The sequence below is a fragment of the Mesorhizobium norvegicum genome (assembly GCF_004919685.1).
Lineage (GTDB): Bacteria > Pseudomonadota > Alphaproteobacteria > Rhizobiales > Rhizobiaceae > Mesorhizobium > Mesorhizobium norvegicum.
Map to the genome: position 1 here is coordinate 1 of NZ_SMYZ01000012.1, position 17,899 is coordinate 17,899.

General features: G+C 62.6%; 16 protein-coding genes. 12 read left to right on the forward strand and 4 right to left on the reverse strand.

Annotated elements, in window-relative coordinates; translation table 11 throughout:
* Nucleotides 1–163 precede the first annotated feature (163 nt).
* From rimP to FCU66_RS04670, 10 genes are all read left to right on the forward strand, one after another.
* Nucleotides 164–811: a ribosome maturation factor RimP gene (rimP, locus tag FCU66_RS04625; protein WP_136619585.1), complete on the forward strand. Its 648-nt coding sequence runs from the start codon at nt 164–166 to the stop codon at nt 809–811.
* Nucleotides 812–860: 49 nt separating this feature from the next.
* The gene (gene nusA / locus FCU66_RS04630; RefSeq protein ID WP_109666377.1) at nt 861–2,456 is read left to right on the forward strand and encodes a transcription termination factor NusA; all 1,596 of its coding nucleotides are present in this window, start codon (nt 861–863) and stop codon (nt 2,454–2,456) included.
* A gap of 38 nt (nt 2,457–2,494) precedes the next feature.
* Nucleotides 2,495–3,145, forward strand: a complete 651-nt coding sequence (locus FCU66_RS04635) for an RNA-binding protein (protein ID WP_136619586.1) — start codon at nt 2,495–2,497, stop codon at nt 3,143–3,145.
* Entirely contained in the window at nt 3,142–5,712 is a 2,571-nt protein-coding gene (gene infB, locus FCU66_RS04640) for a translation initiation factor IF-2 (RefSeq protein ID WP_136619587.1), read from the forward strand. Before FCU66_RS04635 ends, infB begins: the two co-directional genes overlap by 4 nt.
* 126 nt (nt 5,713–5,838) lie before the next feature.
* On the forward strand, nt 5,839–6,264 hold the full coding sequence (gene rbfA, locus FCU66_RS04645) for a 30S ribosome-binding factor RbfA (protein WP_136619588.1): 426 nt from the start codon (nt 5,839–5,841) through the stop codon (nt 6,262–6,264).
* A complete protein-coding gene (gene truB, locus FCU66_RS04650) occupies nt 6,264–7,259 on the forward strand; it encodes a tRNA pseudouridine(55) synthase TruB (RefSeq protein WP_136619589.1) in 996 nt (331 codons plus the stop codon). Before rbfA ends, truB begins: the two co-directional genes overlap by 1 nt.
* A 43-nt stretch (nt 7,260–7,302) precedes the next feature.
* Nucleotides 7,303–8,397 carry a magnesium/cobalt transporter CorA gene (gene corA / locus FCU66_RS04655; RefSeq protein ID WP_136619590.1) on the forward strand — a complete coding sequence of 365 codons (1,095 nt, stop codon included), beginning with the start codon at nt 7,303–7,305 and terminating at the stop codon, nt 8,395–8,397.
* A gap of 182 nt (nt 8,398–8,579) precedes the next feature.
* The gene (gene rpsO / locus FCU66_RS04660) at nt 8,580–8,849 is read left to right on the forward strand and encodes a 30S ribosomal protein S15 (protein ID WP_006202929.1); all 270 of its coding nucleotides are present in this window, start codon (nt 8,580–8,582) and stop codon (nt 8,847–8,849) included.
* A gap of 278 nt (nt 8,850–9,127) precedes the next feature.
* Nucleotides 9,128–11,275, forward strand: coding sequence for a polyribonucleotide nucleotidyltransferase (pnp, locus tag FCU66_RS04665; RefSeq protein ID WP_136619591.1), 2,148 nt, complete (start codon nt 9,128–9,130; stop codon nt 11,273–11,275).
* A 132-nt stretch (nt 11,276–11,407) separates the two neighbouring features.
* Nucleotides 11,408–12,427, forward strand: a complete 1,020-nt coding sequence (locus FCU66_RS04670) for a class I SAM-dependent methyltransferase (RefSeq protein WP_136619592.1) — start codon at nt 11,408–11,410, stop codon at nt 12,425–12,427.
* Nucleotides 12,428–12,445: 18 nt separating this feature from the next.
* On the opposite strand, the gene FCU66_RS04675 is transcribed toward FCU66_RS04670, so the two are convergent.
* From FCU66_RS04675 to fabA, 4 genes are all read right to left on the reverse strand, one after another.
* Nucleotides 12,446–13,990 carry a putative bifunctional diguanylate cyclase/phosphodiesterase gene (locus FCU66_RS04675; RefSeq protein ID WP_136619593.1) on the reverse strand — a complete coding sequence of 515 codons (1,545 nt, stop codon included), beginning with the start codon at nt 13,988–13,990 and terminating at the stop codon, nt 12,446–12,448.
* 206 nt (nt 13,991–14,196) lie between these two features.
* Nucleotides 14,197–15,009: an enoyl-ACP reductase FabI gene (gene fabI / locus FCU66_RS04680; RefSeq protein ID WP_109666399.1), complete on the reverse strand. Its 813-nt coding sequence runs from the start codon at nt 15,007–15,009 to the stop codon at nt 14,197–14,199.
* 13 nt (nt 15,010–15,022) lie between these two features.
* On the reverse strand, nt 15,023–16,243 hold the full coding sequence (gene fabB, locus FCU66_RS04685) for a beta-ketoacyl-ACP synthase I (protein WP_136619594.1): 1,221 nt from the start codon (nt 16,241–16,243) through the stop codon (nt 15,023–15,025).
* A gap of 38 nt (nt 16,244–16,281) precedes the next feature.
* The gene (fabA, locus tag FCU66_RS04690; RefSeq protein ID WP_013527885.1) at nt 16,282–16,797 is read right to left on the reverse strand and encodes a 3-hydroxyacyl-[acyl-carrier-protein] dehydratase FabA; all 516 of its coding nucleotides are present in this window, start codon (nt 16,795–16,797) and stop codon (nt 16,282–16,284) included.
* 242 nt (nt 16,798–17,039) lie between these two features.
* Between fabA and irrA the strand changes: the two genes are divergently transcribed.
* Together irrA and FCU66_RS04700 are read left to right on the forward strand one after the other, a co-directional pair.
* Nucleotides 17,040–17,471: an iron response transcriptional regulator IrrA gene (irrA, locus tag FCU66_RS04695; protein WP_168991974.1), complete on the forward strand. Its 432-nt coding sequence runs from the start codon at nt 17,040–17,042 to the stop codon at nt 17,469–17,471.
* A 46-nt stretch (nt 17,472–17,517) separates the two neighbouring features.
* Nucleotides 17,518–17,877: a DUF4260 domain-containing protein gene (locus FCU66_RS04700; RefSeq protein ID WP_136619596.1), complete on the forward strand. Its 360-nt coding sequence runs from the start codon at nt 17,518–17,520 to the stop codon at nt 17,875–17,877.
* Nucleotides 17,878–17,899: the final 22 nt, after the last annotated feature.

Sequence of the window (17,899 nt, forward strand, 5' to 3'; positions counted from 1 at the left end):
ACTCATCTGCTTACGACACAGCCCGCACGGCGGGCTTGAAACACCGGCCATGATCGTTTATATCAACCTCAAATTCTTGGTCGGTATGACGAAGAGTGGGTCCACCCGGTCCCGCTCTTTTTTATTACCTGCCGATAACTTCGGGTAGAGCGACAGGGCTTCAATGACTGCAACGGCAAGCGAGGGCGACGATCGCATCATCCGCGAAAGCGGCATCGATGCGCGCATCGCGCTGATCGTCCAGCCGGTTCTGCGCGGCATCGGCTTCCGCCTCGTGCGGGTGCATCTGTCGGGCCAGAACGGGCTGACGCTGCAGATCATGGCCGAGCGCGAGGACGGCACCATGACCGTCGAGGATTGCGAAGAGGTCAGCCGCGCGGTGTCGCCGGCACTCGACGTCGATGATCCGATCGAAAAGGCCTATCACCTTGAAGTCTCGTCGCCCGGCATCGACCGGCCGCTGGTCCGCAAATCGGACTTCACGACCTGGACGGGTCATCTGGTCAAGATGGAAACATCGATCGTCGTTGCCGACCGCAAGCGGTTCAAGGGCAAGATCGTCGAAGCCGGCGAAGACGATGTGCTGATCGAGCGCGAAAAGGCCGCCTATGGCGAGGAGCCGACGGTGCGGGTCCCCTATGACGCGATTTCCGAAACGCGCCTGATCCTGACCGACGATCTCATCCGCGACGCCCTGTCGAAGGACAACAGGGCGCGCAAGGAAGCCAAAAGAAATCGCGGCGAACCGGACGACGATGTGCCCGAGGGTGCGGAAGCGGACGCCACGGAAGAACACGAACAGGAACTATGATTGAGCTGCCGGGCGCAAAGGTCCGGCAAACAGGCTCGGGAGAAAAACGATGGTTGTAAGCGCCAACAGACTTGAACTGCTGCAGATCGCCGACGCGGTCGCGCGTGAAAAGTCGATCGACAAGTCGATCGTCATCGCCGCCATGGCCGATGCGATCCAGAAGGCGGCACGCTCGCGTTATGGCCAGGAGACCAACATCCGCGCCGACATCAACCCGAACACCGGCGAGATGAAGCTGCAGCGGCTGATGGAAGTGGTCGAGAAGGTCGACGACTACGCCACGCAGATCGCCATTTCCTCGGCCCGCGAGCGCAATCCCGACGCCCAGCTCGGCGATTTCATCGCCGAACAGCTGCCGCCGATGGATTTCGGCCGCATCGCCGCCCAGTCGGCCAAGCAGGTCATCGTGCAGAAGGTGCGCGAGGCCGAACGCGACCGTCAGTATGACGAATACAAGGACCGCATCGGCGAAATCGTCAACGGCACCGTCAAGCGCGTCGAATACGGCAACGTCATCGTCGATCTCGGCCGCGGCGAAGCGATCATCCGTCGCGACGAACTGATCCCGCGCGAAAACTACAAATATGGTGACCGCGTCCGCGCCTACGTTTACGACGTGCGCCGTGAGCAGCGCGGCCCGCAGATCTTCCTGTCGCGAACCCATCCGCAGTTCATGGCCAAACTGTTCACCATGGAAGTGCCGGAAATCTATGACGGCATCATCGAGATCAAGGCGGTCGCCCGCGACCCGGGTTCGCGCGCCAAGATCGCCGTTATCTCGCGCGATAGCTCGATCGATCCTGTCGGCGCCTGCGTTGGTATGCGCGGCAGCCGCGTCCAGGCCGTCGTCGGCGAATTGCAGGGCGAGAAGATCGACATCATTCCGTGGTCGCCTTCGGCCGCGTCCTTCATAGTCAACGCACTGCAGCCGGCGGAAGTCGCCAAGGTCGTGCTCGACGAGGATGCCGAACGCATCGAAGTCGTGGTTCCCGACGACCAGCTGTCGCTGGCCATCGGCCGCCGCGGCCAGAACGTGCGGCTCGCTTCGCAGCTGACCGGCTGGGATATCGACATCCTGACCGAGGCCGAAGAATCCGAGCGTCGCCAGAAGGAATTCGTCGAGCGTTCGTCGCTGTTCATGGAAGCCCTCGACGTCGACGAGATGGTCGGCCAGGTGCTTGCTTCCGAAGGCTTCACCAGCGTCGAGGAAGTCGCTTATGTCGATTCCGGCGAGATCGCCTCGATCGACGGTTTCGACGAAGACACCGCTTCGGAAATCCAGACCCGCGCCCGCGAATATCTGGAGAAGATCGAGGCCGAGCACGACGACAAGCGCAAGGCGCTCGGCGTCTCGGACGAATTGCGCGAAATCCCCGGTGTCACCACCGCCATGATGGTGACGCTCGGCGAAGACGGCGTGAAGACGATCGAGGACTTCGCCGGCTATGCCGCCGACGACCTCACCGGCTGGAAGGAACGCAAGGACGGCGAAACCAAGGTATTCCCCGGCGTGCTTGCCAATCACGGCGTCGCGCGTGCCGATGCCGAGCAGATGGTTCTGGCTGCCCGCCTCAAGGCCGGCTGGATCACCGAAGACGAGCTTGCGGCCGAAGAAGTCTCGGCTGACGAAGCCGTTGGTGCGTGAGGTGAAACCGCATCGCACCGAACCCGCCCCTGGACGAGATGAACGATCGCACCTGCATCGTTACGCGCAAACAAGCCGAACCGGATGAACTGATCCGTTTCGTCGTCGGCCCGGATTCGGCCGTCGTTCCCGACATCAAGAGAAATCTGCCCGGCCGCGGTTGCTGGGTGAGCGCCGACCGCCTACATATCGACAAGGCTGCGGCGAAGAACCTCTTTGCCCGCGCCTTCAAGGCACAGGTGGTCGTGCCGCCCGATCTTGGCGGCATGGTCGACGGGCTGCTTTCCAGATACGCTCTGGGTATGCTTGGTCTTGCCCGCAAGGCAGGCGCAATTTCGCTTGGTGCTACCAAGGTCGAGAGCGCGGTGCGCGGCGGATTGGCGCTTTTCGTGCTGCATGCGACCGAGGCGTCCGACGACGGCGTGCGCAAGATCAGCCAGGCGCGACGGGCGACAGTCCATCTCGGCGGGCCCGCTATCCTTGCCTACAAACTTTTCTCCGAGGCCGAGTTGAGCTTGGCATTGGGGGGTACAAATGTGATACATGCTGCCGTTCTCGCGGGAGACGCGGGCAGGGCGGTCCAGAAGCGCATGGTTGCGCTCGACCGGTATCGGGGCGGTTCCCCGGACGATCTGGCAATGCTTGCGGCTGTTGCTGACGAAGATGATGCCGCAGAGGATATGGAATGAGCGATACGAAATCGGGTGACGACAATACGCTGAGTGTGACGCCGAAGAAGACCTTGACGCTGAAGCGCCCCGGTATGGAACAGGGCACTGTGCGCCAGAACTTCTCGCACGGCCGCACCAAGCAGGTCGTCGTCGAAACCAAGAAGCGCAAGTTCTCGATGCCTGGCGACAAGCCGGAGCCGGTTGCCGCCCCCGTCTTCACACCGAAGCCGGCGGTTGTGGCCGCGCCCGTTGTGCAGGAAGCGCCGAAGGCGCCGCCACCGCCCCCACCAGCACCGGTCGAACGCGGCGGCATGGTGCTGAACGAACTGTCGCGCAGTGAAATGGAGGCGCGCCGCAGGGCGCTTGAAGGCTCCAAGGTGCGCGAGGTCGAGGACCGTCAGCGCGCCGCCGAGGACGCCAAGCGCCGTGCCGAGGACGAAGAGCGCCGCAAGCGCGAACGCGATGAATCCGCACGCCGCCAGGCCGAGGAAGAGGCGCGGTTGCAGACCGAGGCCGAGTCTCGCCGTCGGGCCGAGGAAGAGGCACGCCGCCGCGCGCCGCTGACCGCCGAACTGGCAACAGTCGACGACGAGGAAGAGGTCAAGCCGAAGCGGGTTGGTGCCGGCGCACCGGTGCGCCGTCCGGTCACGCCCGAAGTGGCGCGTCCGGCCAAGCCGACCAAGAGCGAGGAAGACCGCCGCCGTGGCAAGCTGACGCTGAATTCAGCATTGTCCGACGAAGACGCGAGGGCCCGTTCGCTTTCGTCGATGCGTCGCCGCCAGGAAAAATTCAAGCGCGCGATGCATAATGAGCCGCGCGAGAAAGTCATGCGCGAAGTGATCCTGCCCGAGACCATCACCATCCAGGAACTGGCGCAACGCATGTCCGAGCGCGCGGTCGACCTGGTCAAGTTCTTCATGAAGCAGGGACAGATCCTGAAGCCGGGCGACGTCATCGACGCCGATACGGCAGAGCTGGTCGCCACCGAATTCGGTCATACGGTCCGCCGCGTCGCCGAGTCCGACATCGAGGAAGGCCTATTCAACATCGCCGACAATGCCGAGGACCTGGTGACGCGTCCGCCTGTCGTGACGATCATGGGCCATGTCGATCACGGCAAGACCTCGCTGCTCGACGCCATCCGCAACGCCAATGTTGTTTCCGGCGAAGCCGGCGGCATCACCCAGCATATCGGCGCCTACCAGGTCGAGAAGAACGGTCACAAGATCACCTTCATCGACACGCCCGGCCACGCCGCCTTCACGGCGATGCGTGCTCGTGGCGCCCAGGCGACCGACATTGCCATCCTGGTTGTGGCGGCCGACGACAGCGTCATGCCGCAGACGATCGAATCGATCAGCCATGCCAAGGCGGCCGGCGTTCCGATCATCGTGGCGATCAACAAGATCGACAAGCATGATGCCGATCCGCAGAAAGTGCGCTCCGAACTGCTGCGCCACGAGGTTTTCGTCGAATCCATGGGCGGTGAAGTTCTGGACGTCGAAGTGTCGGCGACCAAGGGCACCAATCTCGACAAGCTGCTCGAAGCGATCCTGCTGCAGGCCGAAATTCTCGACCTGAAGGCCAATCCGGATCGTACCGCCGAGGGTGTCGTCATCGAAGCCCAGCTAGACAAGGGCCGTGGTCCCGTTGCCACCGTGCTGGTGCAGACCGGCACGCTGATGCCGGGCGACATCCTTGTTGCCGGCAACGAATGGGGCCGGGTGCGCGCGCTGGTCAACGATCGTGGCACGCAGATCAAGGAAGCGCCGCCGGCGATGCCGGTCGAAGTGCTCGGCTTGCAGGGCACGCCGCAGGCAGGCGACCGCTTCGCCGTGGTCAACAACGAGGCCCGTGCCCGCGAGATCACCGAATATCGCCAGCGTCTGGCGCGCGAGAAGGCGGTTGCCAAGCATGCCGGCCAGCGCGGTTCGCTAGAGCAGATGATGTCGCAGTTGCAGACGAGCGGGTTGAAGGAATTCCCGCTGGTCATCAAGGGCGACGTGCAGGGCTCGATCGAGGCGATCAACGCGGCGCTGGACAAGCTCGGCACCGACGAAGTGCGTGCGCGCATCGTCCATGCCGGCGCCGGCGCCATCACCGAAAGCGACGTGTCGCTGGCGGAGACTTCGGGTGCCGCGATCATCGGCTTCAACGTCCGCGCCAACGTCCAGGCGCGTGCTGCTGCAGTGGCAGCTGGCATCGAAATCCGCTACTACTCGATCATCTACAACCTTGTGGATGACGTGAAGGCGGCTCTGTCGGGCCTGCTGTCGCCGGAGCGTCGCGAGACCTTCATCGGCAATGCGCAGATCCTCGAGATCTTCGACATCACCAAGGTCGGCAAGATCGCCGGCTGCCGTGTCACCGAAGGCAAGGTCGAGCGTGGTGCGGGCGTGCGCCTGATCCGCGACAACGTTGTCATCCACGAAGGCACGCTGAAGACGCTGAAGCGCTTCAAGGACGAAGTTTCGGAAGTCCCCGGCGGCCAGGAGTGCGGCATGGCCTTCCAGAACTACGAGGACATGCGCGTCGGCGACGTCATCGAGTGCTTCCGCGTCGAGATGGTGACCCGGACGCTCTGAGTTCGAGTGACTTGTCCATACCGGGCGGTGGTCGAAAGACCGCCGCCCAAGGTCTATTGAGAATGGCCCATATGAGACATGCGGCACGGTCCCAACCCGCGCCTCACGCTTTCAGGATTGAGAAAAATGCCCCGTCCAACCACATCCAGCCCATCCCAGCGCATGCTGCGCGTCGCCGAGCAGGTGCGCCATGCGCTGTCCGAAACCCTGCAGCGCGGCGAGATCATCGATCCGCTGATCGAGAACACCGTGGTGTCGGTCTCGGAAGTGCGCATGTCGCCCGACCTCAAGGTCGCCACCGCCTTCGTCTCGCCACTCGGTGCCAAGGATACCGATGCGGTGGTCGAGGCGCTGAACAAGCACGCGAAATTCGTCCGCGGCCGTGTCTCAGGCGCGCTGCGGCAGATGAAGTTCATGCCGGAGTTCCGCTTCAAGCTCGACACCTCCTTCGACAATTTCGCCAGGATCAACGACCTGTTGAAGTCGCCCGAGGTGGCACGCGATCTGGGTCCTGAGGACCAGGGCAAGGACGACAACAAGGACACCGAATAGTGGCGCGCCGCGGCAAGAAGAAGGGCCGGCCGATCTCGGGCTGGCTGATCCTGGACAAGCCGGTCGGCATGGGCTCGACCGAAGCCGTCTCCAAGATCAAATGGCTGTTCCAGGCGGAAAAGGCCGGCCATGCCGGCACGCTCGACCCGCTCGCCTCCGGCATGCTGCCGATCGCGCTTGGCGAGGCCACCAAGACCGTGCCCTACGTGCAGGACGGCGCCAAGATCTATCGGTTCACCGTTGCCTGGGGACAGGAGCGCTCCACCGATGACCTCGAAGGCCCGGTGACGAAGGAGTCCGATCTGCGTCCATCGGAAGCCGAGGTCAAGGCGCTGCTGCCGAAATACACCGGCGTCATCATGCAGACGCCGCCGCAATTCTCGGCCATCAAGATCGCGGGCGAGCGCGCCTATGATCTGGCCCGCGACGGCGCGACAGTCGACATTCCGCCACGCGAGATCGAGATCGGCCGTTTGGACGTTGTCGAGCATAGCGCCGACCATACTGTTTTCGAGGTCGAATGCGGCAAGGGCACCTATGTGCGCTCGCTGGCCCGCGACATGGGCCGCGACATGGGCTGCTTCGGTCATATTTCCGAATTGCGCCGGGTCGAGGTCGAGCCGTTCACGCCAGAGGATTTCGTCACCATCGCCGAGCTGGAAGCCGCCCGTTTCGGTACGCAGGATGAAGACAGCGCGGACGCGACTGACGTCGCTGACGCGACGGACATCGCTGACGCGGTGGAAGCACCGATCGACTTCGACGCCATCGATGCGCTTCTGGTCGACACGTCGGCTGCCCTCGACTGCCTGCCGGAGATCGCCATCAGCGACGACGCGGCGACCAAGATCCGCCTTGGCAACCCGGTCATCATTCGTGGTCGCGATGCACCGGTGGAAGCCGAAGAAGCCTGCGCCACGGCGCGCGGCAAGCTGGTCGCCATCGGCGCCATCGAGCAAGGCATGTTCAAGCCCAAGCGGGTCTTTGCCGGCTGACACCTGTCGTCTAATGTCGAGCCGGGACTCGCGCGAGGGGCATATGGCAAAGGCTGAGGCGATCAAGAAGCGGGCGCCGGTGAAAACAAGGCGGCCGCCGGTCGGTGCGTCGCCCGGCACGCTGATCGCCGACCCCTCGGCGCGGCGCAGCGAACTCAGGCTGACCCTGATCTCGCCGCAGAAATTCAAGACCATCGAAAATGCCAGCATCGACGACCTCAACACCCATTGCGACAAATGGCCGGTCCTCTGGCTCGACTGCACCGGCCTCGCCAACATCCAGCTGATCGAGGAGATCGGCCGCATTTTCAGCCTGCATCCGCTGGCGCTGGAGGACGTCGTCAACACCGGCCAGCGGCCGAAAGTCGATTTCTTCGAGGACCATGCCTTCGTCGTCGTCAGGATGATCGACGATGTCACGTCGCACCGCTATGAGCAGATCGCCGTCTTCTTCGGCAACAATTTCGTCGTCACGTTCCAGGAGCGCGAAGGCGATCCGTTCGATCCCGTGCGCAAGCGCATCGAAAGTTCGGCGCCCAACCGGTTGCGCGCGCGCGGCGCCGACTACCTCGCCTATGCGCTGATCGATGCCGTCGTCGACAGTTATTTCCCGCCGATCGAGGCGGCCGGCGAGCTGGTCGACAGCATCGAGGACGAGATGCTGCATTCGACGCACAAGCATCAGATGCGGCAGCTGCATGAATTGCGCCGCGATGCCAATGTGCTGAAAGGCGTGCTGTGGCCGATGCGCGATGCGCTGGCGACGCTGATCCGCAACGACGTGCCCTATGTGAAGGCCGAAACCAAGATCTTTCTCAACGACACACTCGACCATTCGCTCAGGCTGATCGAACTGGTCGAAACCCAGCGCGACATGCTGACCGGCCTGATCGAGATGCATCTGTCGCTGAGCCAGGCGCGCACCAACGACGTCATCAGCTATCTCACCATCGTCTCGGTCATCTTCATGCCGCTCACCTTCCTGGTCGGCATCTGGGGCATGAATTTCGATCCGGCGTCTTCGCCCTGGAACATGCCGGAACTGAAAGCCTATTACGGTTATCCGGCATCGCTCCTGTTCATGGCCGTTGTCGCGTTCGGGCTGATCGCCTTCTTCAAATGGAAGAAATGGCTCTGACAAGGATAAATCAGGCCATTTCGGCCTGAAAAGCCGGCTTGTGAATTGGGCTGGTGTTTTCCGGGGAATTGCACTATATGCGCCGCAGCATAGCGCTAAGACGCTTTGCTTGCACCGGCCCCTGCTGGACGACATCCCGGCTGAGGGCGACCCGTTTCCTCAAACAGATAAGGAAAAACACGATGTCGATTACTGCCGAGCGCAAACAGGAATTGATGGGTGAATTCGCAACCGCCAAGGGCGACACCGGGTCTCCGGAAGTCCAGGTGGCCATCCTTTCCGAGCGCATCAAGAACCTGACCGACCATTTCAAGGACCACAAGAAGGATAACCATTCCCGCCGTGGTCTGCTCGCCCTCGTCTCCCAGCGCCGCAGCCTGCTTGATTATCTCAAGCGCAAGGACGACGCGCGCTACCAGACGTTGATCGAGAAGCTCGGTCTGCGCCGTTGACGAATTGACCGGCGGGCTTTCTTCGGAGAGCCCGCCGGTCGCGCATTCTGCCAGTCGTATCGGCTGGCCAGACCCGGTTTCGATCGTGCAGAGGGCACTCGAAACCGCCCATGGACGGTCATGGGGCAGGATTGCAGGACGCTCGCGCGCGCTCGCCGCGCCGAAATTACCCGAGCTTCCCGTTGTCTTGCCCGTGGCTGCCCGAGAAAGGAAGCCAGGGAAAGGGCATCCGCGCACCGTGAAACGGCGCGGCCCTTTCCTCATATTAAGGACAAGAGATGTTCAATCACCACAAAGTGGAAATCGAATGGGGCGGCCGTCCGCTCATCCTCGAAACCGGCAAGATCGCGCGCCAGGCTGACGGCGCAGTGCTCGCCACCTACGGCGAGACCAAGGTCCTCGCCACCGTCGTTTCGATGAAGGAGCCGAAGCCCGGCCTCGATTTCTTCCCGCTGACCGTCAACTACCAGGAAAAGACCTACGCCGCCGGCAAGATCCCGGGCGGCTATTTCAAGCGTGAAGGCCGTCCGAGCGAAAAGGAAACGCTGGTTTCCCGCCTGATCGACCGCCCGATCCGCCCGCTCTTCGCCGCAGGCTACAAGAACGACACGCAGATCGTCGTCACCGTTGTCCAGCACGATCTCGAGAACGATCCGGACATCCTGTCGATCGTTGCCACCTCGGCCGCCCTGACGCTGTCGGGCGTGCCGTTCATGGGCCCGATCGGCGGCGCCCGCGTCGGCTACATCAATGGCGAATATGTACTCAACCCGCATGTCGACGAGATGCAGGAATCCAAGCTCGACCTGATCGTCGCCGGCACCACCGACGCCGTGCTGATGGTTGAGTCCGAGGCCAAGGAATTGGGCGAAGAGCTGATGCTCGGCGCCGTCATGTTCGGCCACAAGGGCTTCCAGCCGGTCATCGACGCCATCATCAAGCTGGCCGAAGTTGCCGCCAAGGAGCCGCGCGACTTCACCGCGCCCGACTATTCCGCGCTCGAAGCCGAAATGCTGAAGATCGTCGGCGACGAACTCAGCTCTGCCTACAAGAACGTCGACAAGCAGAAGCGCTACGCCGCCGTCGACGCCGTCAAGGCGAAGGTCAAGGCCGCATTTGCCCCGGCTGAAGGCGAAGACGCCAAGTACACCTCCGAGCAGATCGGCACCGTGTTCAAGGAACTCCAGGCCAAGGTCGTGCGCTGGAACATCCTCGACACCGGCTCGCGCATCGATGGCCGTGACCTCAAGACGGTCCGCAAGATCGTCTCCGAAGTCGGCGTCCTGCCGCGCACCCATGGTTCGGCGCTGTTCACCCGCGGCGAGACCCAGGCGCTGGTCGTTGCCACGCTCGGCACCGGCGAGGACGAGCAGTATGTCGACTCGCTGACCGGCATGTACAAGGAGAAGTTCCTCCTTCACTACAACTTCCCTCCCTACTCCGTCGGTGAGACCGGCCGCATGGGTTCGCCGGGCCGCCGCGAAATCGGCCATGGCAAGCTCGCCTGGCGCGCCATTCGCCCGATGCTGCCGAGCGCTGACCAGTTCCCCTACACGCTGCGCGTCGTCTCGGAGATCACCGAGTCCAACGGCTCGTCGTCGATGGCGACCGTCTGCGGCACCTCGCTGGCACTGATGGATGCCGGCGTGCCGCTGGCCAAGCCCGTCGCCGGTATCGCCATGGGCCTGATCAAGGAAGGCGAGCGTTTCGCCGTTCTCTCCGACATCCTTGGCGACGAGGATCACCTCGGCGACATGGACTTCAAGGTCGCCGGCACCGCCAACGGCATCACCTCGCTGCAGATGGACATCAAGATCGATGGCATCACAGAGGAGATCATGCAGATCGCGCTTGGCCAGGCCAAGGACGGCCGTCTGCATATCCTCGGCGAGATGGGCCACGCTCTCTCCGGCGCGCGTTCGGAACTCGGTGAGTTCGCCCCGCGCATCGAAGTGATGCACATCCCGACCGACAAGATCCGCGACGTGATTGGTTCGGGCGGCAAGGTCATCCGCGAGATCGTCGAGAAGACCGGCGCCAAGATCAACATCGAGGACGACGGCACGGTCAAGATCGCTTCGTCCAACGCCAAGGAGATCGAGGCGGCGAAGAAGTGGATCCACACCATCGTTGCCGAGCCGGAAGTCGGCGAGATCTACGAAGGCACGGTCGTCAAGACCGCCGACTTCGGCGCTTTCGTCAACTTCTTCGGTCCGCGTGACGGCCTCGTCCACATCTCGCAGCTTGCCAACGACCGGGTCGCCAAGACCTCGGACGTGGTCAAGGAAGGCGACAAGGTCTGGGTCAAGCTGATGGGCTTCGACGAGCGCGGCAAGGTCCGCCTGTCGATGAAGGTCGTCGACCAGGCCACCGGCAAGGAACTCGCCCGCGACAAGAAGACCGAAGGCGAAGAAAACGCCGCCTGATCGGCCTGAGATCATGAATCGAAGCGGGCGCGGCTTAGGTCGCGCCCGTTTTCATTTTCGGGACGGGTTTCATTTTCAGCCCGTTTTTCTATTCGCAGATTGCCAAGACAGACCTCATTTCGAGATCGAACAATGTCCGCCGAGCCGCTGAAGACGCTTTTTCATCCCTTTGAGGCCGAGGCTGTTCCTCTGCCGGGAAAGGGCAATCGCGTCCTGTTTCTCGGCACCGAACCGGGTTTTCGCCTGCCTGAAGGCTTCGAGGCCGCGCTTCACCTCGTGCAAGGCTTCCGGCCGCATTTTAGCGCGCTACAGGCGTCTGGCTTCGTCGTCACCGCGCAAGTGGAAGGCGACGGCTTCGATATGGCACTTGTGCTGGCCGGTCGGCATCGCGGCCTGAACGAAGTGCGCATCGCTGAAGCGCTTGAGCGCGTGGCGCCGGGCGGCCTGGTCGTCGTTGCCGGCGGCAAGGACGATGGCATCGCCAGCCTGCGCAAGCGCGTTGACGAGCTTGCGCCGCTTGAGGGGCACCTGCCGAAATATCACGGCATTGCCTTCTGGCTGCGCCGGCCTGCCGATCTGGCCGCCACGGAAGAGTTGCGCACAGCCAATCCTGCCTTGCTCGTTGAAGGTCGGTTCCACACCGCGCCCGGCATGTTTTCCTTCGACCGGATCGACACCGGCTCGAAATTGCTGGTCGAAAACCTGCCCAATGATCTGCGCGGCAATATTGCCGATTTCTGCGCGGGCTGGGGCTATGTGGCTGCCGAGATCGCCGCCCGCTCCCCCGGCATTTTGGCGCTCGACCTCTATGAGGCCGATTTCGCCTCGCTCGAGGCCGCGAAGCTCAATCTGGCAGGGGTCAGCCAGTCGATCGCCAGGAATTTCTTCTGGGTCGATCTGCTGAAGGAACCGGTCGAGAAGCGCTACGACGCGATTGCCATGAACCCGCCTTTTCATCGCAGCCGGGCGGCCGAGCCGGAGATCGGCGCCGGCATGATCCGCGCGGCGGCCAAGGCCTTGAAGCCCGGTGGGCGGCTGTTCATGGTCGCCAACCGTCAGCTTCCCTATGAGCCGATCCTGGCGGCCGCCTTTTCGAGCCATGCCGAACTCGCTCGCGACGGCATGTTCAAGGTGCTTGTCGCGCGGCGTTGAAACGACATCGCGTCGCGCTCAATGCAGATTGGCGACGCGTCGGACCTCGTCGGTGACATGCGCGTCGCCGACCCTGAGCTTGAGGGGGGCCGGCCTGCCGAACAGGTAGCCCTGCACCACTTCGCAGCCGGCTGCCCTGAGCAGCGTCGCCTGGCTTTCGGTCTCGACGCCTTCGGCAATGATGCTGACGCCGAGCGCGCGAGACAGTCCGACGATGGTCGAGACGACCGCGCCGGAGTTGGAATCGGTATCGAGCCGGCTGACGAAGGACCGGTCGATCTTCAGCTTGCCGAACGAGAAGTCGATCAGGTAGCTCAAATTGGAATAGCCGGTGCCGAAATCGTCGACGGCGACCGAGATGCCCATATCCGCAAGCTGCTTCAGGATGGCGGCGGCGCGGTCGCGGTCCTGCATCATCGCCGTCTCGGTCACTTCCAGTTCCAGCCGCGACGGCTTGATGCCGGTGCTCGTCATGGTGTCGCGCACGATACCGACGAAGTCCTTGGTCATGAACTGCACGGGCGAGATGTTGACGGCGACGAAGCAATCGTCGGGCAGATGGCGGGCGTCGCTGCAGGCTTTGCGCAGCACCCATTCGCCGATCGGGCCGATCATGCCGGTTTCCTCGGCGATCGGAATGAACTCCATCGGCGGGATCATGCCGCGTTCCGGATGCCGCCAGCGGATCAATGCTTCGTAGCCGACGATGCGGCCAGTCGGGAGATCGAGCTGGGGCTGGTAGTGAAGATCGAAGTCACCGCGCTCGAAGGCTGTACTCAGTTCGGATTCGATCCATTGGCGATGGTCGGCGACCCTGCCCATTTCGGCATGGAAGACCGACCAGTTGCCGACGCCGCTGGCGCGCGCGTTCTGCAGCGCCAGATTGGAGCGGCGCAGGATGAGGACGGGATCGACGCCGTCCTTCGGCATCGCCACGATGCCCACCGACAGGCTGACCGATTGCAGGTGCGTGCCGAGATCATAGGGCTCCATCATCTCGTCGATGAGCCTCTCTATGGTGCTTTCCAAAGACCCTGAAACCTGGTTGTCAGGGAGCAGAATCGCGAATTCACCGGCACCGATGCGTCCGATCAGCGCGCGCTGCGGCACGCAAGTCTTCAATCGCTTGGTGAAGGCGCAGATCAACTCGTCGCCCTGGCTGTAGCCGATGGCGTCATTGATCTGCTTGAACCGATCGATGTCGATATCGATGAGGAACATCGGCTCGCCGGTCCGGCTTGTCGCGCATGCCGCCTCGGCAATCTTGCCGACCATCGCCGGGCGTGCCACCAGACCGGTCAGCTTGTCGAAATGGGTTTCCGTGAAGACGAAATCCGCCGATTCATCGACGCCGGCGAAGAAGGACATCGCGGCGACCGACGCCGCCAGTGCGCAAAGAGCGGCCATCACTGCGACCATCATGTCCGCGGAGATGCCGGCAAAGCCATCGCCGAGACCGAGCTTCAGGCCCCAGAGTCCGAGGACGAAACTGCCGAGGCCCGAACTCGCTATGGTGAGCAGTCGGAACACCGGTGTTCGCTTCGGGTTGCTGACGGCGGACATTGAAAGATCCCCAGAGTACGGGGCTTTCTAGCGGATACCTCCTTAAAATGAGTTTCCGCGAATGCGTCTAATTTTATTGGACCGAAAGTATTTCTTGATCGGGTTAAAGCCCGTCGCGTTGAAACGGGTTCAGTCGGTGCATTTTAAGCTTTTGTTTTATAAATGTCGTTGTCCCAAAACCGCTGCGCACTTTTGGGCGACACGCATTAGTCTCGTCCGCCGTCGGTCTGCTTCAATTCGTCGAGCGTCGGCATGGAAACGATGTGATAGCCGGAATCGACATAGTGGATTTCGCCGGTAACGCCGGAAGACAGATCGGACAGCAGATAAAGCGCGGAGCCGCCGACCTCGTCGATGGTCACTGTGCGGCGCAGCGGCGAGTTGCGCTGCTGGTAGGAGAACATGTGGCGGGCGTCGGAAATGCCGGCGCCGGCGAGCGTACGCACCGGTCCAGCCGATATGCCATTCACCCTGATGCCGCGCGGACCGTAGTCGTTGGCAAGGTAGCGCACACTGGCCTCCAGTCCGGCCTTGGCGACGCCCATGACATTGTAGTTCGGCATGACGCGGACCGACCCCGCATAGGTCAGCGTGATCATCGACCCGCCGTCCTGCATCAAGGCAGCGGCATGGCGGGCGATCTCGGTGAAGGAGTAGCAGGAGATCACCATGGTACGGACGAAATTGTCCCGGCTGGTGTCGGCGTAGAGGCCCTTCAGCTCGTTCTTGTCGGAAAAGCCGATGGCGTGGACGACGAAATCCAGCCCGCCCCATTCCTTGCCCAGGGTCTCGAACGTGGCGGCGACCGAAGCGCTGTCCTCGACGTCGCACGGCACGACCAGCGAGGCGCCGAGCTTGTCGGCCAGCGGCTTGACCCGGCGTCCGAAGGCATCGCCCTGATAGGTGAAGGCGAGTTCCGCCCCATGTTCGGACAATTTCCGGGCGATTCCCCAGGCGATCGAATGATCGTTGGCGACACCCATGACAAGCCCGCGCTTGCCCTTCATCAATCCGTCCATGGCCGGCAAATCCTTATGCGGAATAGCGCTGGAAAACGAGCGTGGCGTTGGTGCCACCGAAGCCGAACGAATTTGACAAGACAGTGTTGATCCTGGCGTCGTCGATGCGCTTTCGCACGATCGGCATGCCCTCGAATTCAGGGTCGAGGGTCTCGATATGGGCGCTTTCACCGATGAAGCCGCCCTGCATCATCAGGATCGAGTAGATGGATTCCTGCACACCGGCCGCACCCAGCGAATGGCCGGTCAAAGATTTCGTCGAGGTGATGTACGGCATCTCTGGGCCGAACACCTCGCGGATCGCGCCCATTTCCTTGGAATCTCCCACCGGCGTCGACGTACCATGGGTGTTGATGTAGTCGACCGGCGTGGAAACCGTGGCCAGCGCCTGGCGCATGCAGCGGACCGCACCTTCGCCTGAAGGGGCAACCATGTCGTGGCCGTCGGAGGTCGCGCCGTAGCCGACGATCTCGGCGTAGATCTTGGCGCCGCGCGCCTTGGCATGCTCCAGCTCTTCCAGCACCAGCACGCCGGCGCCGCCGGCGATGACGAAGCCGTCGCGATTGGCGTCATACGCGCGCGAAGCGGTCGATGCCTTGTCGTTGAATTTCGACGACATGGCGCCCATCGCGTCGAACAGGTCCGACATCGTCCAGTCGAGATCCTCGTGGCCGCCGGCAAAGACCATGTCCTGCTTGCCCCACTGGATCAACTCGTAGCCATTGCCGATGCAATGCGCTGAGGTCGAGCAGGCCGACGAGATCGAGTAGTTGACGCCGTGGATCTTGAACCAGGTCGCAAGCGTTGCCGATGCGGTCGACGACATCGCCTTCGGCACCGCGAACGGACCGATGCGCTTGGGACTGCCGTTCTTCAACGTGATTTCGGCCGCTTCGACGATGGTGCGGGTGGATGGTCCGCCCGACCCCATGACGATGCCGGTGCGCTCATTGGTGATGTCGCTCTCGCCGAGGCCCGCATCCGCGATCGCCTGATCCATGGCGACGTGGTTCCAGGCCGCACCTTGGCTTAGGAAGCGCATCGCACGGCGATCGATCATGGCCGATGGATCGAGCGTCGGCGCTCCCCAGACCTGGCAACGGAAGCCGTGTTCGGCGAAGGAATCGGAGAAGCTGATGCCGGATCTGGCGTCATGCAGCGAGGCTTGCACCTCGTTGGCATTGTTGCCGATCGACGACACGATGCCGAGGCCTGTGACTACGACACGTCTCATTCGCAACTCCTTCCAGGGGGGCCGGCCGGGGATGCCGGTCAGCCGACCGCCGACTGCTTGGACAGACCGACTTTCAAATCCGTTGCCGCGTATATGGGTTCGCCATCCGCCTTCAGCCAGCCATCGGCGATGCCGAGCACCAGCCGGCCTCGCATCACGCGCTTGAAGTCGATCCCATACTCGACCTTCTTCACCGAGGGCGTCACCATGCCCTTGAATTTCACTTCACCGGTCGACAGCGCCATCCCCTTGCCGGGTTCGCCGAGCCAGCCAAGATAGAAGCCCGTCAATTGCCACATGGCGTCGAGGCCGAGGCACCCCGGCATGATCGGATTGCCGATGAAATGGCAGGCAAAGAACCATAGGTCCGGCTTGATGTCGAACTCCGCGCGGATGAAGCCCTTTTCAAAGGCGCCGCCCGTTTCGCTGATCTCGGTGATGCGGTCGAACATCAGCATGGGCGGGTAGGGAAGCTGGGCATTGCCCGGTCCGAACAGCTCGCCGCGGGCGCAGGCCAGCAATTCATCGTACTCGTAGCTGGATTTACCCGCCATCAATCTCGTCCCCATATCGTTTGGGCTATCGGGTGCCCTTGTCGTTGGTTTCCTAACACAATCTGTTTCAGGCCGGAAACCGGCGTTTGCGCTTAACCTGCTCGTCTGCCTGGGTCAATGCGCGCTATTGATCGCATTCGGACGACAGAATATATGTCCTGAGAGGTCCGGTTTCGGCAGACGTTCATTTTTTTGCCATTCTGGGCGTGTCTTGGGGCGGAACTGTGGGGTTCGACGAGAAGATGGACCTGGACGGCCGGAAGGAAAATGTCGCTGTGGACAAGCGGGTCCGTGAAGCCGGCTTGAGGCCGACGCGTCAGCGCATTGCGCTGGCCGATCTGCTTTTCGCCAAGGGCGACCGTCATTTGTCGGCGGAGGAGCTGCACGAGGAGGCGGTTGCCGCCGGCGTGCCGGTATCGCTGGCCACCGTCTACAATGCCCTTCACCAGTTCACCCAGGCGGGACTGTTGCGCATCCTCGCCGTCGAGGGCGCCAAGACCTATTTCGACACCAACACCTCCGACCACCACCATTTCTACATCGAAGGCGAAAACCGCATATTCGACATCGCCGGCGGTCCGGTGACGGTTGCCAACCTGCCGGAGCCGCCGGAAGGGATGGAGATCGCCAATGTCGACATCGTGGTGAGGCTGCGCCCCAAACGCCGCGCATGATCGGCCAGGCCGGAATGATCAGCGAAGCCAGAATCATCTGCCGGGGATGAAACCCCTCGATCTCGTAATCCGGCTCGAATGGGCAATCGTGGCGCTGGCTGCCGTCGTTTTCTACGGTTCGACCGGTATGTCCTGGTGGCTGTTCGGATTGCTTATCCTGGCGCCTGACCTGTCGATGTCGGGCTATCTGGCCGGACCGCGCGTCGGTGCCCTTGCCTACAACGCCTTGCATATCCTGATCGTGCCCGTGCTGCTGCTGCTCGCCGGGCACATGTGGGGCAATGCGACCGCGATGGCGGTTGCGCTGATCTGGATCGCCCACATCGCCATTGACCGTGCGCTGGGCTACGGTCTGAAGCTGTCAACCGGATTTCAGGACACTCATCTGGGCCGTATCGGGCGCTAGACCTTGACCGCGAGGGATCGCG